The sequence below is a fragment of the Ensifer sp. Root278 genome (assembly GCF_001429285.1).
Classification (GTDB): domain Bacteria; phylum Pseudomonadota; class Alphaproteobacteria; order Rhizobiales; family Rhizobiaceae; genus Ensifer.
In genome coordinates, this window is the sequence record NZ_LMJJ01000012.1 from 206,484 (window position 1) to 231,839 (window position 25,356).

General features: G+C 63.3%; 21 protein-coding genes and 1 riboswitch. Of the genes, 12 read left to right on the forward strand and 9 right to left on the reverse strand.

The annotated features are described in order from the left end of the window. Positions 1–39 precede the first annotated feature (39 nt). Entirely contained in the window at positions 40–441 is a 402-nt protein-coding gene (locus ASE60_RS12540; RefSeq protein WP_057250723.1) for a thioesterase family protein, read from the reverse strand. A gap of 16 nt (positions 442–457) precedes the next feature. On the opposite strand from ASE60_RS12540, the gene ASE60_RS12545 reads away from it, so the two are divergent. The 7 genes from ASE60_RS12545 to ASE60_RS12575 all read left to right on the forward strand — a co-directional run bounded on the left by ASE60_RS12545 (position 458) and on the right by ASE60_RS12575 (position 8,169). Next, positions 458–1,429 carry a zinc-dependent alcohol dehydrogenase family protein gene (locus tag ASE60_RS12545; RefSeq protein WP_057250725.1) on the forward strand — a complete coding sequence of 324 codons (972 nt, stop codon included), beginning with the start codon at positions 458–460 and terminating at the stop codon, positions 1,427–1,429. Positions 1,430–1,492: 63 nt separating this feature from the next. Continuing rightward, a complete protein-coding gene (locus ASE60_RS12550) occupies positions 1,493–2,422 on the forward strand; it encodes a histone deacetylase family protein (RefSeq protein WP_057250726.1) in 930 nt (309 codons plus the stop codon). 2 nt (positions 2,423–2,424) lie between these two features. Beyond that, on the forward strand, positions 2,425–2,676 hold the full coding sequence (locus ASE60_RS12555; protein WP_057250728.1) for an exodeoxyribonuclease VII small subunit: 252 nt from the start codon (positions 2,425–2,427) through the stop codon (positions 2,674–2,676). 110 nt (positions 2,677–2,786) lie between these two features. After that, positions 2,787–3,710 carry a pirin family protein gene (locus ASE60_RS12560; protein WP_057250730.1) on the forward strand — a complete coding sequence of 308 codons (924 nt, stop codon included), beginning with the start codon at positions 2,787–2,789 and terminating at the stop codon, positions 3,708–3,710. Between the two features lie 244 nt (positions 3,711–3,954). Then, on the forward strand, positions 3,955–5,868 hold the full coding sequence (gene dxs / locus ASE60_RS12565; RefSeq protein ID WP_057250732.1) for a 1-deoxy-D-xylulose-5-phosphate synthase: 1,914 nt from the start codon (positions 3,955–3,957) through the stop codon (positions 5,866–5,868). Positions 5,869–6,151: 283 nt separating this feature from the next. Then, positions 6,152–6,922 (forward strand): TlyA family RNA methyltransferase, encoded by a 771-nt coding sequence (locus tag ASE60_RS12570; RefSeq protein ID WP_057250733.1) that lies wholly within the window; start codon positions 6,152–6,154, stop codon positions 6,920–6,922. Next, a complete protein-coding gene (locus tag ASE60_RS12575) occupies positions 6,919–8,169 on the forward strand; it encodes a class I SAM-dependent RNA methyltransferase (RefSeq protein ID WP_057250734.1) in 1,251 nt (416 codons plus the stop codon). Before ASE60_RS12570 ends, ASE60_RS12575 begins: the two co-directional genes overlap by 4 nt. A 169-nt stretch (positions 8,170–8,338) precedes the next feature. Here the strand turns inward: ASE60_RS12575 and mcpU are convergent, their stop codons facing one another. The 3 genes from mcpU to ASE60_RS12590 all read right to left on the reverse strand — a co-directional run bounded on the left by mcpU (position 8,339) and on the right by ASE60_RS12590 (position 13,332). Beyond that, positions 8,339–10,405 carry a methyl-accepting chemotaxis protein McpU gene (mcpU, locus tag ASE60_RS12580; protein WP_244495603.1) on the reverse strand — a complete coding sequence of 689 codons (2,067 nt, stop codon included), beginning with the start codon at positions 10,403–10,405 and terminating at the stop codon, positions 8,339–8,341. Between the two features lie 381 nt (positions 10,406–10,786). After that, the gene (locus ASE60_RS12585; RefSeq protein WP_057250737.1) at positions 10,787–11,539 is read right to left on the reverse strand and encodes a crotonase/enoyl-CoA hydratase family protein; all 753 of its coding nucleotides are present in this window, start codon (positions 11,537–11,539) and stop codon (positions 10,787–10,789) included. Between the two features lie 11 nt (positions 11,540–11,550). Then, positions 11,551–13,332 carry an acyl-CoA dehydrogenase gene (locus ASE60_RS12590; RefSeq protein ID WP_057250739.1) on the reverse strand — a complete coding sequence of 594 codons (1,782 nt, stop codon included), beginning with the start codon at positions 13,330–13,332 and terminating at the stop codon, positions 11,551–11,553. A gap of 187 nt (positions 13,333–13,519) precedes the next feature. Between ASE60_RS12590 and ASE60_RS12595 the strand changes: the two genes are divergently transcribed. Continuing rightward, positions 13,520–14,509, forward strand: coding sequence for a transporter (locus ASE60_RS12595; RefSeq protein WP_057250741.1), 990 nt, complete (start codon positions 13,520–13,522; stop codon positions 14,507–14,509). A gap of 47 nt (positions 14,510–14,556) precedes the next feature. Here the strand turns inward: ASE60_RS12595 and ASE60_RS12600 are convergent, their stop codons facing one another. Both ASE60_RS12600 and ASE60_RS36045 read right to left on the reverse strand, forming a co-directional pair. Then, the gene (locus ASE60_RS12600; protein ID WP_057250743.1) at positions 14,557–15,009 is read right to left on the reverse strand and encodes a BA14K family protein; all 453 of its coding nucleotides are present in this window, start codon (positions 15,007–15,009) and stop codon (positions 14,557–14,559) included. A gap of 171 nt (positions 15,010–15,180) precedes the next feature. After that, complete coding sequence (locus tag ASE60_RS36045; RefSeq protein WP_255570933.1) at positions 15,181–15,312, reverse strand: hypothetical protein; 132 nt, start codon at positions 15,310–15,312, stop codon at positions 15,181–15,183. Between the two features lie 103 nt (positions 15,313–15,415). Between ASE60_RS36045 and ASE60_RS12605 the strand changes: the two genes are divergently transcribed. Then, positions 15,416–16,567, forward strand: a complete 1,152-nt coding sequence (locus ASE60_RS12605) for a GH25 family lysozyme (RefSeq protein WP_082615826.1) — start codon at positions 15,416–15,418, stop codon at positions 16,565–16,567. A 4-nt stretch (positions 16,568–16,571) separates the two neighbouring features. On the opposite strand, the gene ASE60_RS12610 is transcribed toward ASE60_RS12605, so the two are convergent. Beyond that, a complete protein-coding gene (locus ASE60_RS12610; protein WP_057250745.1) occupies positions 16,572–17,666 on the reverse strand; it encodes a hybrid-cluster NAD(P)-dependent oxidoreductase in 1,095 nt (364 codons plus the stop codon). Between the two features lies 1 nt (position 17,667). Then, positions 17,668–18,912: an aromatic ring-hydroxylating dioxygenase subunit alpha gene (locus tag ASE60_RS12615; RefSeq protein WP_057250748.1), complete on the reverse strand. Its 1,245-nt coding sequence runs from the start codon at positions 18,910–18,912 to the stop codon at positions 17,668–17,670. Between the two features lie 103 nt (positions 18,913–19,015). Next, positions 19,016–19,225, reverse strand: a riboswitch (cobalamin riboswitch). 313 nt (positions 19,226–19,538) lie between these two features. Between ASE60_RS12615 and ASE60_RS12620 the strand changes: the two genes are divergently transcribed. The 3 genes from ASE60_RS12620 to ASE60_RS12630 all read left to right on the forward strand — a co-directional run bounded on the left by ASE60_RS12620 (position 19,539) and on the right by ASE60_RS12630 (position 22,770). Next, entirely contained in the window at positions 19,539–20,138 is a 600-nt protein-coding gene (locus ASE60_RS12620; protein WP_057251094.1) for a DUF6656 family protein, read from the forward strand. Positions 20,139–20,217: 79 nt separating this feature from the next. Then, positions 20,218–21,192 carry an L-threonylcarbamoyladenylate synthase gene (locus tag ASE60_RS12625; protein ID WP_057250750.1) on the forward strand — a complete coding sequence of 325 codons (975 nt, stop codon included), beginning with the start codon at positions 20,218–20,220 and terminating at the stop codon, positions 21,190–21,192. Between the two features lie 144 nt (positions 21,193–21,336). Beyond that, positions 21,337–22,770 carry an FAD-binding oxidoreductase gene (locus ASE60_RS12630; RefSeq protein WP_057250752.1) on the forward strand — a complete coding sequence of 478 codons (1,434 nt, stop codon included), beginning with the start codon at positions 21,337–21,339 and terminating at the stop codon, positions 22,768–22,770. Positions 22,771–22,840: 70 nt separating this feature from the next. Here ASE60_RS12630 and ASE60_RS12635 read toward each other — a convergent pair whose 3' ends face one another. Beyond that, positions 22,841–25,315 (reverse strand): DUF1217 domain-containing protein, encoded by a 2,475-nt coding sequence (locus ASE60_RS12635; RefSeq protein ID WP_057250754.1) that lies wholly within the window; start codon positions 25,313–25,315, stop codon positions 22,841–22,843. Positions 25,316–25,356 lie beyond the last annotated feature (41 nt).

Consider the following 25,356-nt stretch of genomic DNA (forward strand, 5'->3'; position numbering starts at 1 on the left):
CGGAAAACCGCTTCGCACTTTTCCTGCAATTGCTTTGGTTCAGACCGTATAGGCCGCCAGCCATTCCCGTGTCGCGGTCGGCAGCGGCAGTGGGGTGTGGCGTTGCGGATCGACCGCCACCCAGACGACCTCCACTTCCGCCACAAGTTGGCCGCGCGCCTCGACCTTGACGGCGAAGCTGATCGAGCTGCCGCCGATCTTTGTTACGTTGACAGTGAAGCGGGCCGGTTCGTCGTAGCGCAGGCCGCGGTGATAGACGCAGGCCGAGCGGCGCACGAGATAGCTCGGCTCGTTCACCACATGCGGGCGGTGGCGCCAGAGACTGGAAAGGGCTGCTTCCGCATGGGCATAATAGGCGGCATTGTGCATATGGCCGTGCATGTCTATATCCCGAAACGGAATACGGATTTCCGTAACGTTCTCCAGCTCCCTGCCGTCCATGCGAGGCTCCCCGACGATGCGCTCCACCCTCGTTAGACAGTTCGGCGACCCCCGGCAAGTGATTGCGGTCGTCGATCGGGAACGCGTCGCACCGGGACCGGGCGACGTCGAAGTAGCGCTGTCGCTTGCCGCCATCAACCCGTCCGATCTCATCCCGGTGACCGGCGCCTACAGCGCCCGCACCACCCTGCCCTTCGTTCCGGGCTTCGAGGGCTTCGGTACGGTGACGCGCGTCGGCGGCGGCGTGACTTCGCTGAAACCCGGCGACCGCGTGGTACCGATCGGCGCCAGCGGCCTCTGGCAGGAGTATCTGCTGCGACCGGCCGAATGGTGTTTCACACTGCCCGACGACATCCGTGAGACCGATGCGGCCACCTGCTACGTCAATCCGCTGACCGCACTGCAACTGGTCGAGGCGCTGCGCGCGCATTTCGGCGCGCTCGACCGGCGCCGCATCGGCGTCACGGCGGCAGGGTCCGCGATCGGCGGGATGCTGATGAAGCTGCTTGCCGGCGAAGGGGCGAAGGCCATTGGCATCGTTCGCAGACAACGCAGCGCCGAGCGGCTTGCAAGCGAGGTTCCCGGCCACGTCGTTCTTGGCGACGAGAGCCGCATACCCGAACTCCGGCTCGACGCGATCATCGACGCCGTCGGCGGTCCGTTTGCCGGCGATCTCATTCTTCGCACCCTCGAACCCGGCGGCGCCTTCATCCAGTACGGGGCGCTGAGCGGCGTGCCGGTATCTCAGGCAGTGATCCAGTCGCGGCCGGATATCCGCTTCTCGTTCCTGTGGCTGCGCACATGGGTACATTCGGCCGGGCGACCGGCGATTGAAGCGGCTTTTGCGAGAAGTTTCGACGGCTTGCGATCAGGCCTCTTCTCCAGCCGGATCGCGGAGATCTATCCATTGAGCCAGCTCGGCGCGGCGCTTGCGCATCAGGCAGATGCGGGCCGCGACGGCAAACTGCTGCTCGATCCGCGCTGTTGAAAATTCCGCCTTTCGACTGCCTCGCCATGGACCTTGCAGGGTGACAGCACTAGGTTTCGCGACATGACCACGTTCCTCTATGAAAATCCGGTCTTTCTGGAACACGAGGTTCCGGAGGGGCATCCCGAACGGCCGGACCGGCTGAAGGCGCTGAACCTTGCGCTCGAACATCCGAACTTCGCCGATCTCAAGCGGATCGAGGCGAAGAAGGCGAGCGAAGATCTCGTTCTGCTCGTTCACCCGGAAGAACACCTGCGTAACGTCAAGCGCGCCATCCCGGAGGAAGGCCTCAACCATTTCGAGGCGGATACCTATGCCAGCCCCTTAAGCCTCGACGCCGCCTTAACGGGCATCGGCGGGGCGACTGCGGCGGTCGACGCGGTCTTTTCCGGCGAGGCCGACAACGCCTTCATCGCGGCGCGCCCGCCGGGACACCACGCCGAGAAAAACAAGGCGATGGGCTTCTGCCTGTTCAACACGGTGGCGATTGCCGCCCGGTACGCCCAGAAGGCCCATGGCGCCGAGCGCGTCGCGATCGTCGACTGGGACGTGCACCACGGCAACGGCACGCAGGACATTTTCTGGAACGATCCGTCCGTGCTCTTCTGCTCGACGCACCAGATGCCGCTTTATCCCGGCACCGGCGCCAAGGACGAGACGGGCGTCAAGGGCAACATCGTCAACGCGCCGCTGTCGCCGAACATGGGCAGCGAGCAATTCCGCGAGGCGTTCCGCAGCCGCGTGCTTGCGGCGCTCACCAATTTCCGGCCGGACTTCATCCTGATTTCCGCCGGCTTCGACGCCCATCACCGCGATCCGCTGGCGCAGATCAACCTCGTCGCCGAGGATTTCGACTGGGCGACGGGACGCCTGCACGAGATCGCCGACCGCAGCGCCGGCAACCGCATGGTCAGCCTGCTCGAAGGCGGCTATGACCTTCAGGGCCTGGCCGAATCGGCCGGCCTGCACATCTCAAGACTGATGAGAGGGTAACCATGAACAACACCACGCAACCGGACGTTTCCGCGCTCTCCTTCGAGCAGGCCGTAGAGGAACTGGAGCGGATCGTCTCGGCGCTGGAGCGCGGCGACGTCGCCCTCGACAAGTCGATCGAGATTTACGAGCGTGGCGAAGCGCTGAAGAAGCATTGCGAGGCGCTGCTGAAGGCTGCCGAAGACCGCATCGAAAAGATCCGCCTCGACCGGGCCGGCAAGCCGCAGGGCGTGGAGCCGCTCGACGCCGATTGAGAAGCGGATTGATTGCTCCGCGGAAACGCTTCGTATCGGATTGGTCCCTAGCCGCCTCAGCGCGCAGGCGCTAGTTATTGATATGACAGCAAGAAACGGGAGCACGCGCCATGTCTTTCTTTCCAGGCCCCGATCCGCTCGCCGGCGACAAACCCGCCTGTGACGCCATCGAACATCTGATCGTTCCGCGCACCAGCGATATCGGCGGGCTGCAGGTTCGCCGCGCCCTGCCGTCGGCGAAGCGGCGCCTGGTCGGTCCCTTCATCTTCTTCGACCGCATGGGCCCGGCGCTGCTGCGCGCCGGCGAGGCGATCGACGTGCGCCCGCATCCGCATATCGGGCTTTCGACCGTCACCTATCTCTTCGACGGCGAAATCAAGCATCGCGACAGCCTCGGCACCGAGATGGTGATCCGCCCCGGCGACGTGAACCTGATGACCGCCGGCCGCGGCATCGTGCATTCCGAGCGCTCGCCCGAAAACCAGCGCGGCCACGCCCGCTCGATCTCCGGCTTGCAAACTTGGCTGGCACTACCCGACCACAAGGAAGAAATCGACCCGATTTTCAGCCACACCGAGGAGCGCATGCTGCCGCATATGAGCGATGACGGCATCAAGGCGCGGGTGGTCCTCGGCAATTTCGAAGGCGCGAAGTCGCCCGTCTCGGTCTTCACCGACACCATCTATGTCGACCTCAACATCGCTCCGGGCAAAAGCGCCCCCTTTGCCGCACAGTGGGAAGAACGCGCGCTCTATATTCTCTCCGGAGAGGCGATCATCGCCGGCGACCACTTTGCCGACAACCAACTGCTCGTCTTCCGTCCGGGCGACGAGATCACGGTGACCGCCGGGCCTGAGGGCTGTCACGTCATGCTCTTCGGCGGTGCAGCACTTGGCTCCGCCCGCCACATCTGGTGGAACTTCGTCTCCTCCTCCAAGGAGCGCATCGAGAAGGCCAAGGAAGAGTGGCGCACCGGCCGCTTCGACATCGTGCCCGGCGACGAGGAAGAATTTGTTCCGCTGCCCGAAAGCTGATCTCGACCGCAAGTAGAACGGCATGAGCGCATAAAACCGCGCAACATTGCCTCATGGCGCTTGAATCGATTTCGATTCACAGAATCATGCGCTAGTCTCTTGGTTGACGACGCAGGAACGCCTAATTTTGCATTCAGCAACGATTGCGTCTAAAGAGCCGCTTCGACGGTACCACCAACTATCGCGCGCCTGACCCCACGGCGCGCATGAGGCATGCAGCGTGACACAACTGCCAACCAATCCGATGCCGGCTACTCCCTTGCTCGACAAGGTGACTTTCCCCGACGATCTGAAGAAGATCGACGACAAGGATCTGCCGCAGCTTGCCGGTGAGGTCCGAGCGGAAATGATCGACGCGGTGTCGCGCACCGGCGGCCATCTCGGCGCCGGCCTCGGCGTTGTCGAACTGACGATTGCCATCCACAAGGTCTTCAACACGCCGGATGACCGGCTGATCTTCGACGTCGGCCACCAGTGCTATCCGCACAAGATCCTGACCGGCCGTCGCGACCGCATCCGGACGCTGCGCCAGGAAGGCGGCCTTTCCGGCTTCACCCGCCGTGCCGAGAGCGAGTACGACCCCTTCGGCGCCGCCCACTCCTCGACCTCGATTTCTGCCGGCCTCGGCATGGCGGTCGCCGCCGATCTCGACGGCAAGAACCGCAACGTCATCGCCGTCATCGGCGACGGCGCGCTTTCGGCCGGCATGGCCTATGAGGCGCTCAACAATGCCGGCGCGCTCGATGCCCGACTGATCGTCATCCTCAACGACAACGACATGTCGATTGCGCCGCCGACCGGCGCGATGAGCGCCTATCTGGCACGCCTTGCCTCGGGCCGCACCTATATGGGCATCCGCGAGGTTGGTAAGAAGCTGACCGCCTATCTCGGCAAGACCGTCGACCGGGCGATCACCCGCGCTGTCGAGCATGCCCGCGGCTACGTCACCGGCGGCACGCTCTTCGAAGAGATGGGCTTCTACCATATCGGCCCGATCGATGGGCACTCCTTCGACCATCTCCTGCCGGTGCTGCGCAATGTGCGCGACAATGCCAAGGGTCCGGTGCTGATCCATGTGGTGACGCAGAAGGGCAAGGGCTATCCGCCGGCGGAAGCCGCGGCCGACAAGTATCACGGGGTCAACAAGTTCGACGTCATCACCGGCGCCCAGGCGAAGGCCAAGCCGAATGCCCCGGCCTATACCTCGGTCTTTGCCGATGCGCTGACGCAGGAAGCCGGTTTCGACGACAAGATCGTCGCCGTCACCGCCGCAATGCCGTCCGGCACCGGTCTCGACAAATTCGCCAAGGTCCATCCGTCGCGCTGCTTCGACGTCGGCATTGCCGAGCAGCACGCCGTAACCTTTGCCGCCGGTCTTGCTTCCGAAGGCTACAAGCCCTTTGCAGCGCTTTACTCCACCTTCCTCCAGCGTGGCTACGACCAGGTGGTGCACGACGTGGCGATCCAGGGGCTGCCCGTGCGCTTCCCGATCGACCGCGCCGGCTTCGTCGGCGCCGACGGTCCGACCCATGCAGGCTCCTTCGACACGACCTATCTCGCCACACTCCCCGGCTTCGTCGTGATGGCCGCCGCCGACGAGGCGGAATTGAAACACATGGTGCGCACTGCCGCCGCCTATGATGCCGGGCCGATTTCGTTCCGCTACCCGCGCGGCGAGGGCGTCGGCGTCGAAATGCCGGAGCGCGGCCAGATCCTCGAGATCGGCAAGGGCCGCGTCGTCAAGCAGGGATCGAAGGTGGCGCTGCTCTCCTTCGGCACGCGCCTTGCCGACTGTCTGCTGGCCGCAGAAGACCTCGATGCCGCCGGCCTTTCGACGACCGTTGCCGACGCCCGCTTCGCCAAGCCGCTTGACCATGACCTCATCCGCCAGTTGGCCCGTAACCATGAGGTGCTGATCACCATCGAGGAAGGCGCCGTCGGCGGCTTCGCCAGCCATGTGCTGCAGTTTCTCGCTGAAGACGGCCTGCTCGACGGCGGCCTCAAGGTCCGCCCGATGGTCATGCCCGACATCTGGATGGAGCAGGCCAAGCCCGAAGCGATGTATGCCGCCGCCGGTCTCGACCGTGCCGGCATCGTCTCTACTGTTTTCAAGGCGCTCGGCCAGAAGCAGGATATCGGCATCGGCGCTGCCGGCTGACACGAACGGCGCCCCGTTTAAAAGCAAAACCCCGGCTCTGGTCGGGGTTTTGCTTTTTGTGGATACCGTCGGAGTTCCCGTCTGCGCCATCGCTGTGTTCCCACGAGACAAAGATCTGCGGGGTTGAACCACTCGGCGGAGGCAACTGGTGTAGCGTGGCGCAGGCGGCGGACGGTAAGTATTCCCCGATTTCTTGGGTTTCCTAGCTGTTAAGCCCAAAGCGGGTCATCGCTCCGAGCGCGAGGGGCTTGCCATTGGGGCGGCAAGTCGCCATGAGAAGCACATGTCAGAAGAACGCCAGAATGAAGAACACAGAAACAGGGTGCGCCTGGATCAGTTGCTGCTCAACACGGGTCTGGTTGCCAGCCGCGCCCGCGCCCGAGACGCGATCCAGCGCGGCACCGTCAAGGTCGATGGCCGCACGGTCACCAAGCCGTCATTGATGTTCGCCGAAAGCGTGACGATCACCATTGATGACCCGGCGCAGGACTATGTCTCCCGCGCGGCGCTGAAACTTGTCGCGGCACTCGATCATTTCGCCCTCGATCCCTCGGGCGAAAGCTGTCTCGATATCGGTGCCTCGACCGGCGGCTTCACCGAAGTGCTGTTGAAGCGCGGGGCAGAGCACGTGGTTGCCATCGACGTCGGTCACGGCCAGATCCATCCGCGCATCGAAGGTGACCCGCGCGTCACCAGCATCGAGGGCCTCAATGCCCGCGCGATGACTGAGGACGACGTCGACAACCGAGAAGTCACCTTCGTCGTCTCGGACGTCTCGTTCATCTCGCTGAAGCTCGCCCTCCCCCCGGCGCTCGAGATGGCGCTTCCCGGCGCGCACTGCATCCTGCTGGTCAAGCCGCAGTTCGAGGCCGGCCGCGATGCAATCAGCAAGGCGGGGCTGCTCAAGGACCCCGACAGCGCGCCGGCCGTTGCTGCCGAACTGGAACATTGGCTTGTGGAGGACATGGGCTGGCAGAGCCTCGGCCTTATCCCCTCGCCGATTGCCGGCGGCGACGGCAATGTCGAATTCCTGCTGGCGGGCAGGAAGCCATGAGCACCGAGACCGTCACCATCAACCGGCTCGGCGCCCAGGGCGACGGTATTGCAGAAGGCCCTGACGGGCCGATCTATGCGCCCTTCACGCTGCCCGGCGAAAGTGTGGCGCTCGCGGTCAACAAGTCGCACGGCACGCTGATCTCGCTGAGGGAACCGTCACCCGAGCGCATCGAGCCGCACTGTCGGCATTTCGGGCCCGATGGTGTCAACGGCACCTGCGGCGGCTGCACGCTGCAGCATGCGTCGGACACGCTCTATCACGGCTTCAAGCGCGATCTGGTGATCGCCGCCCTGAAGTCGAAAGGGCTCACACCCGAGGTGGCGCCGCTCATCACCGCCGAGCCCGGCCAGCGCCGCCGCGCGGTCTTCACCGCCCGCAAGACCGAGAAGGATCTGCTTCTCGGCTTCAACCAGGCGGAAAGCCACCATATCGTCGCGATCTCGGAATGTCCGATCGCGAGCCCGGGTATCGTCTCGAAGCTCGCCACCATTGCCAAAGTCGGCGCGGCCATGGCCGTCAATGCCGAGCCGTTCCGCATCACCGTGCTCGAAACGCTCTCCGGCCTCGACCTCTCGGTCGATGGCATCAAGAAGCTCGACGACCGCGAGCGCCGCCGCACGGTCGAAGCCGTGCTCGGCGAGCGCGGCATCGCCCGCGTCAGCCTCAATGGCGAGATCATTGTCGAGCCGGTGAGACCGGTGATCGATTTCGGCGGTGTTTCCGTTTCGCCACCGCCCGGCAGCTTCACCCAGGCGACGGCGCAGGCCGAAGAGACAATGGCGAAGCTGGTGCTCGACCATCTCGGCAAGTCCAAGCGCGTCGCCGATCTCTTTGCCGGCTGCGGCACCTTCGCTCTGCGCATCGCTCGCAAGGCGCGCGTCCATGCGGTCGAGGGCGAGGACAAGGCGCTGAAGGCGCTCGATTTCGCCGCGCGCAACACGCAAGGGCTGAAGCCCGTGACGATCGAAAAGCGCGACCTCTTCCGCCGCCCGGTCATGGCGCAGGAGTTGAAGGTCTTTGACGCGATCGTCTTCGACCCGCCGCGCGCCGGCGCAGAGACGCAATGTCACGAGATCGCCCGCTCCGGCGTCAAGAAGATCGTGGCCGTTTCCTGCAATCCGGTCACGCTTGCGCGCGACCTCTCGATCCTGACAATTGCCGGCTACCGCATCACCTCGGTGACGCCGATCGACCAGTTCCTCTGGTCGTCTCATGTCGAGGCGGTGGCAACACTGGAGAAATAAGACAAGGCCGAGAAGTCGGCGGACGGCGTCAAGAACACCCCAATGACAAGGGCCCGGTTTCCCGGGCCTTTGTCATGTCAGGCTTGAAGCACTTGCGACACCGATTCACGACAGTGGTCTTATCGCTTTGTTATTGCAGCGTTCTGTCGATGGCCACGCTGAGCTCCGCTCAAGCCGCGCGACGACGGCCACCACTTACCGTCGGCACTTCGCCGAGGTTGAACTGGGCGAGCAGCGCATTGAGCGAAGCGGCTTCGGAGGCGAGACCATGGCTTGCCGCCGTCTGCTCTTCCACCATCGCCGCGTTCTGCTGGGTGCCCTGGTCCATGGTGTTGACGGCCGTGTTGATCTCCTGAAGACCCGTCGACTGTTCGCGCGTCGCCGTGACGATTGCGCTCACGTGCTTGTTGATCTCCTGGACTTCGGCGACGATCGTCTCCAACGCCTTGCCGGTATCGCCGACGAGCGTCACGCCGTTGCGCACCTGGTTGCCCGAGGTGGTGATCAGCGCCTTGATCTCCTTGGCGGCATTGGCCGAACGCTGGGCGAGTTCGCGCACTTCCTGGGCGACGACGGCGAAACCCTTGCCGGCCTCGCCGGCACGGGCCGCTTCGACGCCGGCGTTCAGCGCCAGCAGGTTCGTCTGGAAGGCGATGTCGTCGATGACGCCGATGATGTTGGAGATTTCGCCCGAAGACTTCTCGATCGCGTGCATCGCCTCGACAGCGTTCGCAACGACTTCGCCTGATTTCTCGGCGCCGGCACGGGTGCGGGCAACGAGAGCGCCGACTTCCTCGGCCCGGCGGGCGGAATCCTTGACGGTCGTGGTGATCTCTTCCAGAGCAGCAGCAGTCTCTTCGACCGAGGCTGCCTGCTGCTCGGTGCGGCGGGCAAGATCGTCGGCGGCCGAGCGGATTTCCGTTGCACCGGCATCGATGCCTCGGGCGTTGGCGCCGACAGCGCGGAGCGTGTCGTGCAGCTTGGCGACCGAGTTGTTGAAGTCGGCCCTTAGACGGTCAAGGCGATCGGCAAACGGGTTGTCGATCCGGTAAGCGAGATCGCCTTCGGCCAGGCGGCCGAGGCCGGACGCCAGACCATCGACAGCCTGCTGGATTTCCGCCGCATCCCGCGCCTTCTGCGCCTCGCGCTCCAGACGTTCACGTTCCGACAGCGAACGGTTCGCATCCGCTTCGCTTTCGAGACGGGCACGCTCGACGGCATTCGCCTTGAAGATGGCGACGGCCGCGGCCATCGAGCCGATCTGGTCGGTACGCTCTTCGCCGGGAATTTCGACGTTGTGGTTGCCCGAAGCGAGCTTCTCCATCGCGCCGGTCATCTCCGTCACCGGACGGATGACCAGACGGTTGAGGAAGGTCGCAAGGAAGACCAGCATCACGCCGACGGCCAGGATGGTGGCGATGGTGGCGGCGATGCGGAACTGGTCGATCGCCGAGTAGGCGGCGTCGGCATCAATGACGAAGCCGACATACCATTCGACCGACGGCAGACCCTGGACCGGAACGAAGCTCACCAGCATCGGCTTGCCGCCGAGCTCGGTGTTCATGATGCCGGAGCCGATCGTCGGCGTGTCGATCGGGAAGGCGTCGGTGAGCGACTTTGTGACGAGCTTGGCATCCGGATGCACGAGGATCTGGCCGTCCTTGCTGGCGAGGAAGGCGAAGCCTTCACCGCCGACATCGACGCCCTTGATCATTGCCACCAGCGTATCGAGCGAAAAGTCGCTGGCCGCAACGCCATAGAGCTTGCCATCACGCTTGACCGGGACGGCGGCGCTGATGATCAGCGCGCCACTGGAGGCGTCGACATAGGGCTCGGTCAAGACGCGGGCGTCGGCCTTGACGGCCTGCTGGTACCAGGGGCGCTGGCGCGGATCGTAGCCGGCCGGCATCGGATTGTCCGGCCAGGTGATGAACTTGCCGCTTTCATTGCCGACATAGGTCGACATGAACTCGCTGGTCAGAACGTCGTTCTTCAGGATCGGCTGGATGGCGCTATCGTCCGCGACGTTGCCGGTGGCATCGGCCACCATCGCAGTCAGCGTGACGCGGCCGTTCAGCCACTTGGCGACGCTCTGGGCGGCCTGCGTGCCGGATGAGGCAATGTTCTCCTCGACGGCCTTGGTCGTGGTGCCACGCTGCAGCGTGTCGATGTAAACGGAAAAGCCGGCAAAGGCGCCGACGACGACACAGGACGCGGCAACCAGGATCCGCGTCATGAGGTTCGATCGCTTGGACAAGATGGGCTCCCAATGGGGTGCCGGCGGCTCCCGCCGGACATGAGCTCTCGATGATCTTCGCGCAGCATCCTTCGTCCGCCGGAGGGACGGAGCGCAGACGCCTGCGGGAAAACGTTGAACATGCCAGAAGGCGGAGCCAGCCATGCTTCATGCGGCTGGGGCCTCTCGAAGTGAGGATAGGCCTATCGCGCCCCACGCTAGCGATCGCTATTTAAGAACAAATTAAAATTGATCTATGCAAGTTCGCGATGCCGACGGCAACACGATCTTTACCGTGCGGCGGCTAGAACACCGCCCCCGAAAGCAAAAACGGGTGCACTGCGGCACCCGTTCTCCCACTCGCAAAAGCCTGGAGACTGCTTAGCGGCGCATGAAGGCCTCGAAGGCTGCACGCGCTTCGGCGCTCTTCAACTGCGCCGCGAAATGCTTGGCTTCCTCGTCGATGCGCGCCAGAACGTCGCTGCGGTCGCCACGGACGAGGTCGCGGGCGATGCGAAGCGCTTCCGGCGGCTTTTTGGCGAGACGGGCGGCGAGTGCCAGCGTTTCTTCTTCCACCGCGTCCTGGCCGACGATCTTCCAGATCAGCCCTGCGTCCAACGCACCTTTGGCATCGAGCGGCTCGCCCGCCGCAAGCAAGGCGAAAGCCCGCTGATGGCCCATGATGCGCGGCGCTATCAGGCTCGACGCGGCTTCCGGCACCAGCGCCAGATCGACGAAGGGCGTCTTGAACAGCGAACGTTCAGAGGAGATCGTCAGGTCGCAATGCAGATGGATCGTCGTGCCGATGCCGATCGCCAGGCCATCGACGCCCGAGACGATGGGTTTGGTTGCGGTCGCCAGCGCCTTCAGAAACTCGATCACCTCCATGCCCATGGAGCCACCCATGGCGAAGGCGAGAAAATCGGCCATGTCGTTGCCGGCGGAGAAACAACCATCGGTGCCCAGGAAGGCGGTGGCGCGCACGGCCGGATCGCTTGAGGCAACCGTCAGCGCATTGGTCATCTTCGCGTACATGTCGCGGGTGATGGCGTTCTTCTTTTCCGGCCGGTTGAAGCGGATCACCTGGACGCCGGGATAGGCTTCCGGCCGCTCGATGAGCACGTGGTCGGTCATGACAATTCCTCTCAAGCCAGAACGGCGCGGGCGACGGCCAGGCTGTCGGCGCCGTTGACGACACGATCCTTCAGGGCGGTCGTTTCCGCCAGGAGGTTTTCGGCGGTGAAGCGGCAGAGTGCGATGCGCTGGTCTTCCTTGCCGTCAGCCACTTCGGCCAGACCGCCCTTCGCCAGATAGGCGCCGCTCAGCGTCAGGCCGAACAGGCGCTGATAGGCCGTCGCGCCAGCGAGCGCTTCGGCGAGCTTGCCGCCGGCGACGGCCGCGATCAGCCACTCCGTCGCAGCCGAAAGATCATCCAGTGCCGCATCAAGGCGCGCCGCCGTCTCGCCGAAACCATTCCGGTTCGAGGCGCGCACGGCCTGCGCGATCTCGCGCAGTTCGCCGATGAAGCCGCGCACATGCGCGCCGTCGGAGAGCGGCAGCTTGCGGGTGACGAGATCGATCGCCTGGATGCCGTTGGTGCCCTCGTAGATCGGGGCGATGCGGGCGTCCCGCAGGTAGCGGGCGGCACCGGTTTCCTCGATAAAGCCCATGCCGCCATGCACCTGGATGCCCATCGAGGCGACGTCGACGCCGGCGTCGGTCGAGAAGGACTTGGCAATCGGCGTCAGCAGGCTGGAGCGCTCCTGCCAGTATTTTGCTTTTTCGCCTTCAGCCGCATGCGCCATGTCGACGGCGTGGGCACAGGCATAGGAGATCGCGCGCGACCCTTGCGTCAGCGCCTTCATCGTCAGAAGCGTGCGGGCGACATCGGGATGCTCGATGATCGGGCTCATGCCCTGCCCCGTCCAGCCGGGCGCTTTGCCCTGGGTGCGTTCCTTGGCAAAGGCGATCGCCTTCTGGGTGGCGGCGTCTGCGATGGCGACGCCCTGCATGCCGACGGCGAGACGCGCATTGTTCATCATGGTGAACATGCAGGCGAGACCGCGGTTTTCCTCGCCGATCAGATAGCCGATCGCGCCCTTCTCTGCGCCGAACTTGCCGTCGCCGTAGATCATCGTGCAGGTCGGCGAACCGTGGATGCCGAGCTTGTGTTCGAGCGAATGGCAGAAGAGGTCGTTGCGTTCGCCGAGCGAACCGTCATCCTTGACCAGGAACTTCGGCACCAGGAAGAGCGAAATACCCCTCGTCCCCGCCGGCGCGTCGGGAAGCCGGGCGAGCACCAGATGGACGATGTTGTCGGTGAAGTCGTGTTCGCCCCAGGTGATGAAGATCTTCTGGCCGAAGATGCGGTAGGTGCCGTCGTCGCGGCGCTCGGCGCGGGTCTTCAGCACGCCGAGATCGGAGCCGGCATGCGGCTCCGTCAGGTTCATCGTGCCGGTCCATTCGCCGGAAACCATCTTCGGCAGATAGGTGGCTTTGAGCGCTTCCGAGCCGTGCTTTTCCAGCGCCTCGACGGCGCCCATGGTGAGTGTCGGACCAAGCGCGAATGCCATGGAGCCGGCGTTCCACATCTCCATGGCGGCGACATGCAGCATGTGCGGCAGGTTCTGGCCGCCGAATTCTTCCGGAGCCGTCAGCCCGTTCCAGCCGCCAGCGATCCAATTGTGATAGAGGTCACGCCAGCCATCCGGCGTCTCGACCTTGCCTTCGACGAGACGCGAGCCCTGGCGGTCGCCGACGTCACCGAGGGGCGCCACCTCCTCCGTCGCGAATCGGCCCGCTTCCGACAGGATGGCATCGACCAGATCTTCGCCGAGGTCGCCGAGCGCACCCGATTGCAGCGCGTCGCCCATGCCTGCCACGTGTTTCAGCGTAAACGCGATCTCGTCGACGGGTGCCTTGTACATGATGATCCTCCCAGATAGTCAGGTCGCGCAGGGCGCATCCTCGTTGCGCCGAACACTATTGATTTTTACGTAAACGTCAACGTCAATCCCGCACTCCTTGATGAACGCGGGGCGCTTCCAACTGTAACAAAACTGTCATCAACGGCGCATAGAAGCCAAGGCATAAGGCTTTTGCCAAGGCGTTCAGATGAACCTGATTTCCCCCGAAATACCCGGCATCGTCTGGGCCTATCGTTTCCTGCCAGGCGAAAGCCGCTGCCAGCGCATCGCCACCGACGCTTCGGTCGACAGCCTGCTGACTGGCGAAGGATGGGTCTGGGTTCATCTGGCGCTCTCCGATGCACGCACGCCTGCCCTCATCGAGCGGATCGGCAACCTTCCGCCACTCGCGGTCACCGCGCTGACCAGCCACGACACGCAGGCCGCGATTACGGTTTCGGATGATATCGTACACGGCACACTCGTCGACTTCGAGCGCACCTTCGATGCCGTGACCAAGACGATCGGCTGGCTGCATTTCGCCGTCAGCGACCGGATCATCATCACCACACGCCTGCATCCGCTGCGCAGCATCGACCGCGTCAAGGCGGCGGTGGAGAAGAGCACGAAATGTGCCCGCCCGATCGACCTCTTCGAGATGATCGTGATCGAGTTCCAGCGCACATTGATCTCGCTGGTTCTGGAATTGACCGAGGAACTGAACGTCATCGAGGATCATGTCTATGGCGCCGCCGGACATCGCCAGCAGCCGGGGCTTGCGCCGCTCCGCCGCACGGTGGTGCGGCTTCATCGGCATCTGCGCACGATCCTGGCTTTGCTGAGGCGGGCGGCCGCCTCGGATGAAGACGAGGTGCCCCCCGGTTTCATCGACGTTGCCGAGCGGCTTTCCGACCGGCTCGAGGCGGTCGACCGCGACGTCTTCGCTTTGCAGGAACGGGCACGACTGCTGCACGAAGAAATCGACAGCAAGATCTCCTCGGAAACCAACCGCCACCTCTACATCCTGTCGCTGATGACCGCATTCCTGCTGCCGCCGACGCTCGTGACCGGTTTCTTCGGCATGAACACCGGGGCGCTCCCCTTCGCCGATGGCAGCGGCACGCTCTATGCCGCGCTGTTCATCGCGTTTTCCATGGGCTTTGCCTGGTGGATCCTCAGGCGGATCGGGATTCTTTGAATGTCAGAGAAGAGGCCGGCGGCGAAAGCCCCCGGCCCTGCTCACCCTTAGCTATAGGGCGAATAGCACTGCTGGCGCGGGCCGCCATAGGGCTGATAAGTATTGTCATAGGCCCTGTAGGACCGGTACCGGTTGGCGCACCATTGCACATGGCGGCTGCCATAGACGGGAGCCGGACGCTCGTAGCGCGGAGGCTGGGCGATTGCCCCGCCGATGATCACGCCGGTGCCGAAGGCGGCCATCGGGTACCACCAACCGTTATAGTAACGGTATCCCGGACGGCGGTAGTTATAACCGCGGTAGCCATTGTAGTAGTAATAGTTGCCGCGGCGTTCATACCCCGGCCTGCGATACTGAACGTTCGTCGCGTCGTTCTGCCGCTCGACGCGCGGCGGCGTCGGCATGAACGCCTGCGACGGGGCCGCGGACGTCATCAGGACTGCCACGGCAATGATCGAAGAAAACCACCGGCTCTTCCCGGTCTTCAGCAAAGTCTTCATCAAAACCTCCATAACCGAATCCACGCTCCGCAGGGTGCCGAAAAATCGGGCAACCACGGGAACTTCAGCCTCTGCGTGATTTCACCCGGTTCGCTGCAAACCGGGGATGACCCTCAGCCGGGAAATCCGAAGCCAACCAGCAACGCATAAGTCACCGGTTTTGTTCCATCTTCAGGCATCGCGGCTGCTGCGGATCAGCAGCTGCAGATCGGCAGCAGTGACGGCTTTGGCGCATTCGTTCATCCGCCTGTCGGCGTCGAAGGCATCACGCGACACACCAATATTATGCAAGGCATTGCTCATATACAGCCGGAGGTCGGTATACTTTCGCGCGCCGCTCCAGCACAGTCCGCCTCGGGGGCTGGGATTTACGATACATTAACGATACTGTCGGCAATCTCAGAGAATGGCAAAGCGGTATATCTCCACCACAGGGATGATTCTGCGCCTCGCGACCTTTCTAGGTCTGGCTTTCGCGGCGGCGATCGCACGCGCCGGTGAACTGGAGCCCTGGAAGACCAAGTCCAACGCCATCATCGTCGATGCCTATGAGATGAACAGCATCGACTGGGAAACGATGCTTGCGGACAAGCGCATCTCCGGCTTCATCGCCAAGGCCTCCGACGGCCTGCCCGAAAGCTTCTCCTGCACCGGCGACCACAACGGCGACACCTTCAACCACTGCAAGACCATGTGGCGCAAATACGCAGTCAGCCGCGAGCTCTACCAGACCCGACGCATGATCGCCCGCACGCACGGGCTGCTGTGGGGTGCCTACCATCTCGCCCGTCCCGGCAATCCCGTCGACCAAGCAAACCATTTCCTCGACTACGCCGAGCCGCGCGACGACGAGTTGATGGTTCTCGATCTCGAGGGCATCGATGCCGAGAAATACATGTCGCTAGAGGATGCCGCGATCTTCGCCGGCCACGTCAAGACCCGCACCGGACGTTATCCGATCCTCTATACCAACCACATCACGGCCAAATATATCGCCGCGCACCGCGCCAAGCACCGGCTGCTGTCGCGCCTGCCGCTCTGGTACGCGCGCTACAAGCCGGATATCCGCCAGGTCTTCCCGATGGGCAATTGGGAAAGCTATGCGTTGTGGCAGTTCTCGTCCGGCATCAATTGCGGCAAGCGGCGTTGCCCCTACCGGGTGCCGGGGACGCTCGACGATATCGACGTGAATGTCGCTGCAATGTCGCCGCTGGCGCTGAAAGCGATTTGGGCGCAGGGTGCCTTGCTGCCTGAAAAGCCATTGCCGCTCGCCCTCGTCGCTCAAGCCGAGCAAGGGACGGGCATGCACGCGGTCGCACGGGCGACCGCAACGCTTAGCGAGCCGCTGCTTGTCAGCCGTGCCGGTGCCACGAGCGGCGCCGGCAGCGGCGTCGACATGTTGGTGACAGGCTCGATCGACTTCGCTCGCCACGAGCGCGCCCTACAGGTGGCGGTCGCCGCCGATGACGCGGCACAGGGCGGTTGTGGCAGCGCAGTTGCCAATGCCGACACGCTACGGCGCGTTGCAATCAAGCCTGCGCCCTGCAACACGCCCTGATCCTTCAGGCTTCGATCTGGACATCTCCCAGCGGCCGCGAGCAGCAGGCGAGGATGTAGCCCTCGTCGATCTCGTCATCGAGAATACCGCCATTGTGGTTCATCTCGACCTCGCCCGCGACCTTCATCACCCGGCAGGTGCCGCAGATACCGCCCTCGCAGGCAGCGCCGATCCTCACACCATTGGCACGCGCCGTCTGCAGGATCGTTTGGCCGGGTTTCGCCTCGACCTCCTTGCCGCTCATGGTGAAGGCGACCTTGGCCGCCTGAACCTCACCATCATCGCCGGCACCGGCGCGCACGGCGATCTCTTCCGCGGCAGGTGCTGCCGCCGGCTGGAAGCTCTCCTCGTGATAGCGGGCCATGTCGAAGCCGGCTGCCTTCAGCATCTCGCGCACACCGCGCATGAACGGTTCCGGACCGCAGCAGAACACCGTGCGCTCCTGGAAGTCGGGAGCGAGCAACGGTAGCTTGGCACCGTCGATGCGGCCGCGCAGGCCATGCCAGCCGTGACGCGCCTCGTGCCCCTCGACGATGAAGCCGAGGTTCAGCCCGGACATCTGTGTCGCCAGAACCTCGAGCTCCGAGCGAAACAGAAGGTCGTCCGGCCGGCGAGCACAGGAGATGAAGGTGACATCGGTCTCCGGCACGCAGTCGGCCATCCAGCGCGTCATCGACATCATCGGGGTGATGCCGGATCCGGCGGAGATAAACAGGTACTTTTCGCCGGGATGACGGACGAAGCTGAAATCTCCGAGCGGTCCAAAAGCCCGGAGCTTCATGCCCGGCTTCAGGTGATCGAACATCCAGCGGGTGCCGACGCTGTCGGCCTGCGCCTTCACCGTGACGGCAATTGACAGCGGTCGCGATGGCGTCGACGACAGGGTGTAGGTGCGCATGACCGGTTCGTCGGCGACCGGCAATTCGAGGGTGACGAACTGGCCGGGCAGATAACGAAACCAGGCGGGCTTCTCCGCACGGAAGGTGAAGGTCATGACATCGGCGGTTTCGACAACCGCCGATGTGCATTCGAGCATCTGCTGCCGGTCGATCCAGACATGCAGTTCGTCGAAATGATGGAAGGAGGACGCCATCTGCATGTCAGGCGACCTTTGAGAGCGGAGCCGCATCGCCCTGCAGGCGCTGCTCCATGAACTTGCAGTACCATTCGACGAACTGCATCACGCCACCCTCGTGCTCCGGCGAATACGGACCGGGCTCATAGGCCGGCGAGCGGATGCCGAAGGCATTTTCCTCGACGATCTGGCGATCCTGGTCGTTGGTCTCGGTCCAGACATGAGTCAGATCCTCGAGCGTGTAGTCGACACCTTCGACCGCGTCCTTGTGGACCAGCCACTTCGTTGTCACCTGCGTGAGTTCCGGCCCCAGCGGCAACACGCGGAAGGTGATGGCGTGATCCGAAAGCACGTGGTTCCAGGTCGTGGGGTAATGGAACATCAGGAGCGTGCCGATCTGCTTCTGCCTGACATCGGCCGACAGCGCCCTTTTTACGGCGGGCGCACCCGACATGGTGTAGCTTTCGGCATTATCGACCAGCGGCATGCGCGCGGCGCGGAACTGGCCGGTCGGCGACATCCGGAACTCGCTCGGCAGGCCCTCGGCCTCGCACTTCGCCCAATGGGCGGCAATCACCGGATCGTCCTTGGCGCCCTGCACCCCGGTCGCGGTCGGCGCTTCCGGATAGGTCCGGCAGAGTTCGGGGTGATTGGCGGCGCAGTGGTAGCACTCGCGGTTGTTCTCCCAGACGAGCTTCCAGTTGCCCTTTTCGATGATGGTGCTTTCGAAGGCGACCTTGGTCTCTCCCAGCCGGTGCGGCGCGAGGTAGGGGAATGCCAGCTCGCGGAAGGCGGCGAAATCCGCCGGCGTCTCCGACAGGTTGATGAAGATGTAGCCGCCGACCGTTTCGCAATGGATCTGCTTCAGGCTGTGGGCTGCCTTGTCGAAGTCTTCGCCCATCTGGCGTGCGAAGAGCAGCGAGCCGTCGAGCTCGTAGGTCCATTGATGATAGGGACAGACGAGCTTTGCCGAAGAGCCCTTGTGCTGCGTGCAGACGCGGGAGCCGCGGTGGCGGCAGGAGTTGTGGAGCGCGCGGATCGTGCCCTGGCGATCGCGGGTGATGACGACCGGATAGTCGCCGACCTGGACGGTGAAATAGTTGCCGGCCCGCGGGATTTCGCAATCGTGGCCGATGAACAGCCAATCCCGATACCAGATGTTTTCCAGGTCCTGCCGGTAATAGTCGGGGTCGATGTAGAAGGCCCGATCGAGGCTGTAGCCGTCACGCCGGCCCTTCAGCTTGCGAAGCATATCGGTCTTGGTATCCATGTCCTGTCCTCATGCGCCATGTTTCGGAGAGGCAGGACAGGAACCCGCATGGGCGCACGCCCATGCGTTTTAGGCTCCGATCCGGCTGCCCGCCGCAACCCGTTACGGTTATGTCTGTCAAGGCTGGTTTCCGGGCTCAGGAGCCGTCCTTCGAAGGACCAGCCCGGCGCCTTCCCGGACGGAAAACCGTCCAGTGGCCTTTTGCCGAGGCTTTCGCTCCACCACCGTTGCGGGGGCAGCGCCGGGATTTGACCGGCTTCCCAATTCTCCGCCTTCCCCTTTGGAAGACGACACCTTGAGTAAGGATATGTAAGCGCGGAAGGCGCCTCGGCAGGCGCCGGATAGCGACATTCAATTCCAGAATGACGACACGATCGAAACCGCCTTTTGGAAACGGATGCGAGAATTTTTCACTTTATAAACATATAGATAGATCAAAAATTGGGCAGATGCCGTCTTTTGTGACTGACATGACGCAGACACAGGAAGGCTTCGCCCGTTTGCGACATTCCCATGAATGTGCAGGGGCATCTTCCGCGAACGAAAGGAAATCCTTCATTAACCATAAGCCACTAGGCTTGCCGGCGGACGAAGATGTCCGGCAGGCAGATGGCACACTGACGATCATGGCAAAGTTCAGATATTACGACGCTGCGGCCGAGAAGCCGCCGGCGGTCATGCCGAAGACGGCCGTTCACACCGAGTTTCTGCGCACCGGCAGGATCAACCGCCGGCAATGGCTGCCGAGCGAGCGACGGTATCTGAGCTACGAAGAAGTCGCGGACAGGACCGGCAAGAAGCTCGCGACCGCCGGTGACACGACGCACAAGCGGATCAACGGCTTTCATGCCTCGATCCAGTTTCCCAAGCTGATTTTTCACCGCACGCTCGTCGGCAAGCCGCATCTCGGCTATTGCCATGTGACGGCGGCGCGGACGGCGGTCACGCCTTCCAAGGACATCACCTGGTCGTTCTACTTCGCCAATTTCTTCAGCGACCTTGGTGATGAGACGCATTTCTTCGACCGTATCCAGAGCGGCTATTCCCGCATGTATTTCGCGGTCGCGATCGAGCCGAACGCCGAAGACGGACAGATGGTCATCAACCGCAACGTCCGCGACAACGGGCTCCTCTTCCGCACGGACGACCCCAAGGTTGCTCTCAAGAACGTGCTGATGCTGGGTGCCCGGGACTCCGCGCTGCGCCGCATTATCCGCAGTCTCTGAGGCAGCAACCGAACGCCCCCAAAAAAATCGTTCTGTTTTCCCGGCACGTCCGTTAAGGAAGCGTCGGAAAGGAAACGGCATGGCAGAGATCATCGACACAGGCAGGGAACCGGACCGGGCGATCGAACGCGCCTGCGCCGTTCTTGCCGAAGGCGAACCGGTCGCCATTCCCACCGAAACCGTCTATGGCCTTGCCGCCGACGCCACCAATCCCGATGCGATCAGCCGCATCTACGAGATGAAGGGCCGGCCGCGCTTCAATCCGCTGATCTCGCATGTCTCCGACATGGCGATGGCCGAGGCCCATGTGCGCTTCGACCCGATTTCCCGACGCCTGGCGGAAACCTTCTGGCCCGGACCCCTGACGCTGATCTTGCCGCAGCGGCCCGATAGCAGCGTGCATGCGCTGGCCTCGGCCGGCCTCGACACGCTTGGCATCCGCATGCCCGACGGCTTTTCGCGCCGGGTGATCGCCCGCTTCGGGCGGCCGCTCGCAGCGCCCAGCGCCAACACCTCGGGCAAGATCAGCCCGACCAGTGCGGTCCATGTCGATGCGGATCTCGGCGAAAAGCTGAAACTGATCCTCGACGCAGGCCCGGCCGAAATCGGCTTGGAGTCCACGATCATCAAGGTCGATGGCGACGAGATCCGGCTGCTCCGCCCCGGCGGCCTCGATGCCGCAGAAATCGAGCGCCTGCTCGATCGTCCGGTGATCCGACCGGAAACGGCGGGAGCAACGATCGAGGCGCCGGGCATGCTGGCCTCCCACTACGCGCCCGGCGCGGCCGTCAGGCTCGATGTTGCCGATGTGCGTGCGGGCGAGGCCTTGATCCGCTACGGCGGCGGCCGGATCGCCGGCGAGGAACAGGCGGCCATCGTTCTCGATCTCAGCCCGACCGGAAATCTTCACGAAGCGGCAGCCAATCTCTTCGACTACATGAAGCGGGCCGACGCCAGCGGCGCTGCGACGATCGCCTTCGGGCCGATCCCTTCGGAAGGATTGGGAGAAGCGATCATCGACCGGCTGCAGCGTGCGGCGGCGCCGCGAGGGTGAGATCGCGTGCGGCTTCTCCTCCGCACCCCGCCCTCACCGGACGGCCGCGATTGCGGTTATGATCGCAGCCGATAGGAACCGAGGATCGTGTCTTCAGATCGACCGATCCGATAGCGCGCTCAAGCGCAGTGCGAAGGCAGACTCATGACGACCCTTCCCTCTCCTGAACTCATCGCCTCCTTCGTCGAGATCGTCGGCAGCGCCAATGCGCTCACCGCCGAAGCGGACAAGGCGCGCTATCTCGTCGAATCCCGCGGGCTCTTTCGCGGCACGACGCCGATGGTGCTTCGCCCCGGTTCGGTCGACGAAGTCTCTCGCATCATGAAACTCGCCAGCGCGACCCGCACCGCGATCGTACCGCAGGGCGGCAACACCGGCCACGTGGCCGGACAGATCCCGCGGGAAGGCAAAGCGGACATCGTGCTTTCGCTCGAACGGCTGAACCGGATTCGCGACGTGGATCCGGTCGGCAACGTGATCGTCGCGGACGCCGGATGCATTCTCGCCGACATCCAGAAGGCGGCGGACGATCACAATCGCCTGTTCCCGCTGTCGCTCGGATCGGAAGGCTCCGCGCGTATCGGCGGCAATCTCTCCACCAATGCCGGCGGCACGGCGGTGCTCGCCTATGGCAACATGCGCCAGCTCTGCCTCGGCCTCGAGGTCGTGTTGCCAACCGGCGAAATTTGGGACGGGCTGCGCCGGCTGAAGAAGGACAATACCGGCTACGACCTGCGCGACCTCTTCATCGGCGCCGAGGGCACGCTCGGCGTCATCACCGGCGCGGTGCTCAAGCTATTCCCGAAACCGCTTGGACATCAGGTAGCCTTCGCCGGTGTCGGCAGTGTGGAGCATGCGCTCGCTCTCTTCGAAAAGGCCGCCAGCCTTTGCGGGCCGGCGCTGACCGGCTTCGAGCTGATGCCGCGCCTCGGCGTCGAATTCACGACGAAACATATTCCCGGCGTTCGCGACCCGATGGACACCGTCCATCCTTGGTACGCGCTGATCGACATCTCGACCTCGGATTCGGCCGAAAGCGCCGAGCGCATGGTCAACGACCTCCTGGAACAGGGCTTTGCCGCCGGTCTCGTCGAAAACGCCGTGATCGCCGCCAACGAGACGCAAGGCAAGGCGCTGTGGCATATGCGCGAAAGCATGTCGCCGGCGCAGAAACCCGAGGGCGGCTCGATCAAGCACGACGTCTCAGTGCCCGTTTCCAGCATTCCTGCCTTTATGAAGGAGGCGGACGCCGCCGTCATGAAGGCGATCCCAGGCGCGCGCATCTGCTCTTTCGGCCACATGGGCGACGGCAACATCCACTACAACATTTCGCAGCCGGTCGGCGCCGACAAGCAGGCCTTCCTCGATCGCTGGCGCGAGATCAACGCGATCGTGCACGGTATCGTTCTGAGATATAACGGCTCGATCTCGGCCGAACACGGCATAGGCCAGCTGAAGCGCGACGAGCTCGCAGAAATCCGCGCACCGATCGAGATCGAGCTGATGCAACGGATCAAGCACGCCTTCGATCCGGCGGGCATCATGAACCCTGACAAGGTGCTGCGCGCCGACCGGTGAAGCGGGCAGTCTTCTGCGGCAGGCTTAAGCACCTGCCGCAAAGGGCTCGCTGCACTTTACGCAACCTGACTCAGCGACCGCCTGCGCGCAACTGCGAGAGAGACAGGAGCGTCTCGGCGCTGACGCCGCCTCCGCCGCTACCGCTGAGGATCGCCAGCCCCGGTGATACGTCCGTGTTGTTTTCGACGTCATAAAGTGCCGTGAACCGCTGCAGGAGCTTCTCGAGCTTCCCGGGATCCTGCAGATCCTTGATGTTGACGACGCGCTCGATATAGGCGGCCTGCGCCTCGATCTTGGCGTTCTGCAGCCCCTCCGGCATGCTGTAGGCCGTCTTGATAACCTGGAACAGGGCGGTCTCGGCCAGGATGTCGTAAGCCGTGTTGATCTCCGGGGCCTTGCGCTTGAAATAGAGCGCCAGGCGAACGCCGCCGTTGTCGGCGCCTTCGGACTCCTCGAGCGACTGATTGAGATAGAGGTCGACCGTGGTGATCAATCCGCGCCGGGTCTGGATCTGGCCGGCCTCGCCCCGGACGATCTTGCCGTCTGTGTCGAAGTTGAAGGAGGCGACGATCCCGCGGTACTTCAGCCCGTTCGGATCGGTATTGATGAAGCTCTTGGGATCGTCCAGGTTGGACGTGAACATGTCCTTGAGGTATTCGGTCTTGACCGTTCCCGGATCGATGCCGGACCCGACGAGCACGAAATCGACCAGCCGCCGGTTCGCCAGGAAGGCGTCGAGCGTCTCGATCTTCTCGATCTCGGCCGTGTAGTACTTGGCTTCCTCCTGCGCCTTGACCTTGGCGACCTTCTTCTCTTCATCCGTGCCGAACCGGGACTTGGCGATCACATAGGCCTTGGCCGTATTCATGATGTCGGCTTCGCTCTGCGCCAACTTTGGTGCGCCGAGCGTGCCGTCCGGATTGAAGTTGAATGCCTTTACCAGCTTGACGTAGCGCTCATCGCGCAGCGTGTTGGCATAGCTTCTGGGATCGTTGAGGTCGCTGGTCAGAATCCGCTTCAGCGTTCGGCTGCTCAGATCCTCATTATCGAGGCCGAAGGCGCGCAGCATGAATTTCTTCATGTCATTGTTGGCGAGCAACTCGTCGACCGATTTCATCGTGCCGATCAGGAGTTTGAAGCGTTTGACCAGCGCTTCGTCCTCGGCATCACTCTTGTCGTTGTAGCGCACCATGTAGCCGTCGGACGTCGTCTTCATCTGGTCCGCATCCTGCGCGGTCTTGCCGGCTGGCAGCGTACCGTCAGTCTGGAAGTTGAAGGCGGCAAGCATCTTCTTGTAGGCGGCGTTGTATTCGCCGCCATATTTGTTGACGTAGCTCTCCGGGTCGTTGATGTCGCTGGTGAGGATGTTTTCGACCGTAGAGGGCATCGTCGTCGCGGACGGCAAGCCGAAGGCGGTGATGATGTAGTTGAGCAGGCGGTTATCGGCGATCAGGTCCGAGACCTTGGTAATGCTGCCGATCTTCTGTTCGTAGTATTCCTTGTTGAGCAGCGCCCCGGCGCCGGTCAATCGTGCAGCGCCCGACGGTGTGACGCCGGGCCGCAGGAAGACATAGGCCTCGTTGAGCAGCGCCTTCTGTTCGTCGCTGATCGCCTTCTCACCGGCAGGCACGCTGCCGTCGGCATTGAAATTGAATGTCGAGGCGAGCTGGATATAGATATCGAGACTGCTGATCTGCCTGGCAAGCGTGTTCACCTCCAGGGAGAGCTGCGTCTTCAGCGCCGGCGCCTGGTCGCGCGGCGGCAGCCGTGCATCGAGGTCGGTGACAATCGCGTTCTGCTCGTCGATCTTCGTCTGGATGGCAGGCTTGTCGGCATCGGGCGCCGCGGCCAGTTGGGCTGTCAGGCTGACGATCTGGGCCAGGGCCGTGTCGCGCGCGCCGAGATCCGTCAGCTGCTTGTTCGCTTCGGTCAACCGCGTCTTGGCTGCCGTCTGGCTGGCGGTCAAGGTCGCGGGATCGCTGGTCAACGCATTGCGAACTTCCGTGTACGAAAAGGTCTTCGGGTTCAGTCCGAACACGGTGAAGGCAAAGGAGCGCAGCTTTTCGTTGCCCAGGAACTGGTCGACATCGGTGACCAGATCCATGGCCGCGCCAAAATAGGCCATCTCTTGCCGCATGACTGTATCGAGATCGTTGATGCGGTCGTTGTAGAGGCCGATCAGCGCATCCTGCTGTGCGCTGGTTTGAGCCACCGCGGTTGCCGAACTGAAGTTGAAGGCCTGCGCAAAATTGCGGTAGCGTTCATCCGTGAGACGGTTGGCAAAACTGTTATCGTCCTTCAGGTCACTTTCCAGAACCTTGCGCATGAAGGCCTTGGCATAGGTCATGTCCTCCAGGCCATGCGCCTTCATCGCGTAGGAGTAGAGCCGGTAGTCGTCGAGGAACGCCTCGACGGTTTTCACGCGGTCGATGTTTTCCCGGTAATATTGGGCCTCGCGCGCGATCTGCGGCTGCTGGGCAACACGATTGAGGCTGCTGCGCAAATCACGCGTGATGCGACTATAGTCGAGATAGGTCGATACCATGCCTGGCCCCGTCGGTTACCCATGGGGCGGCCGAACCAACC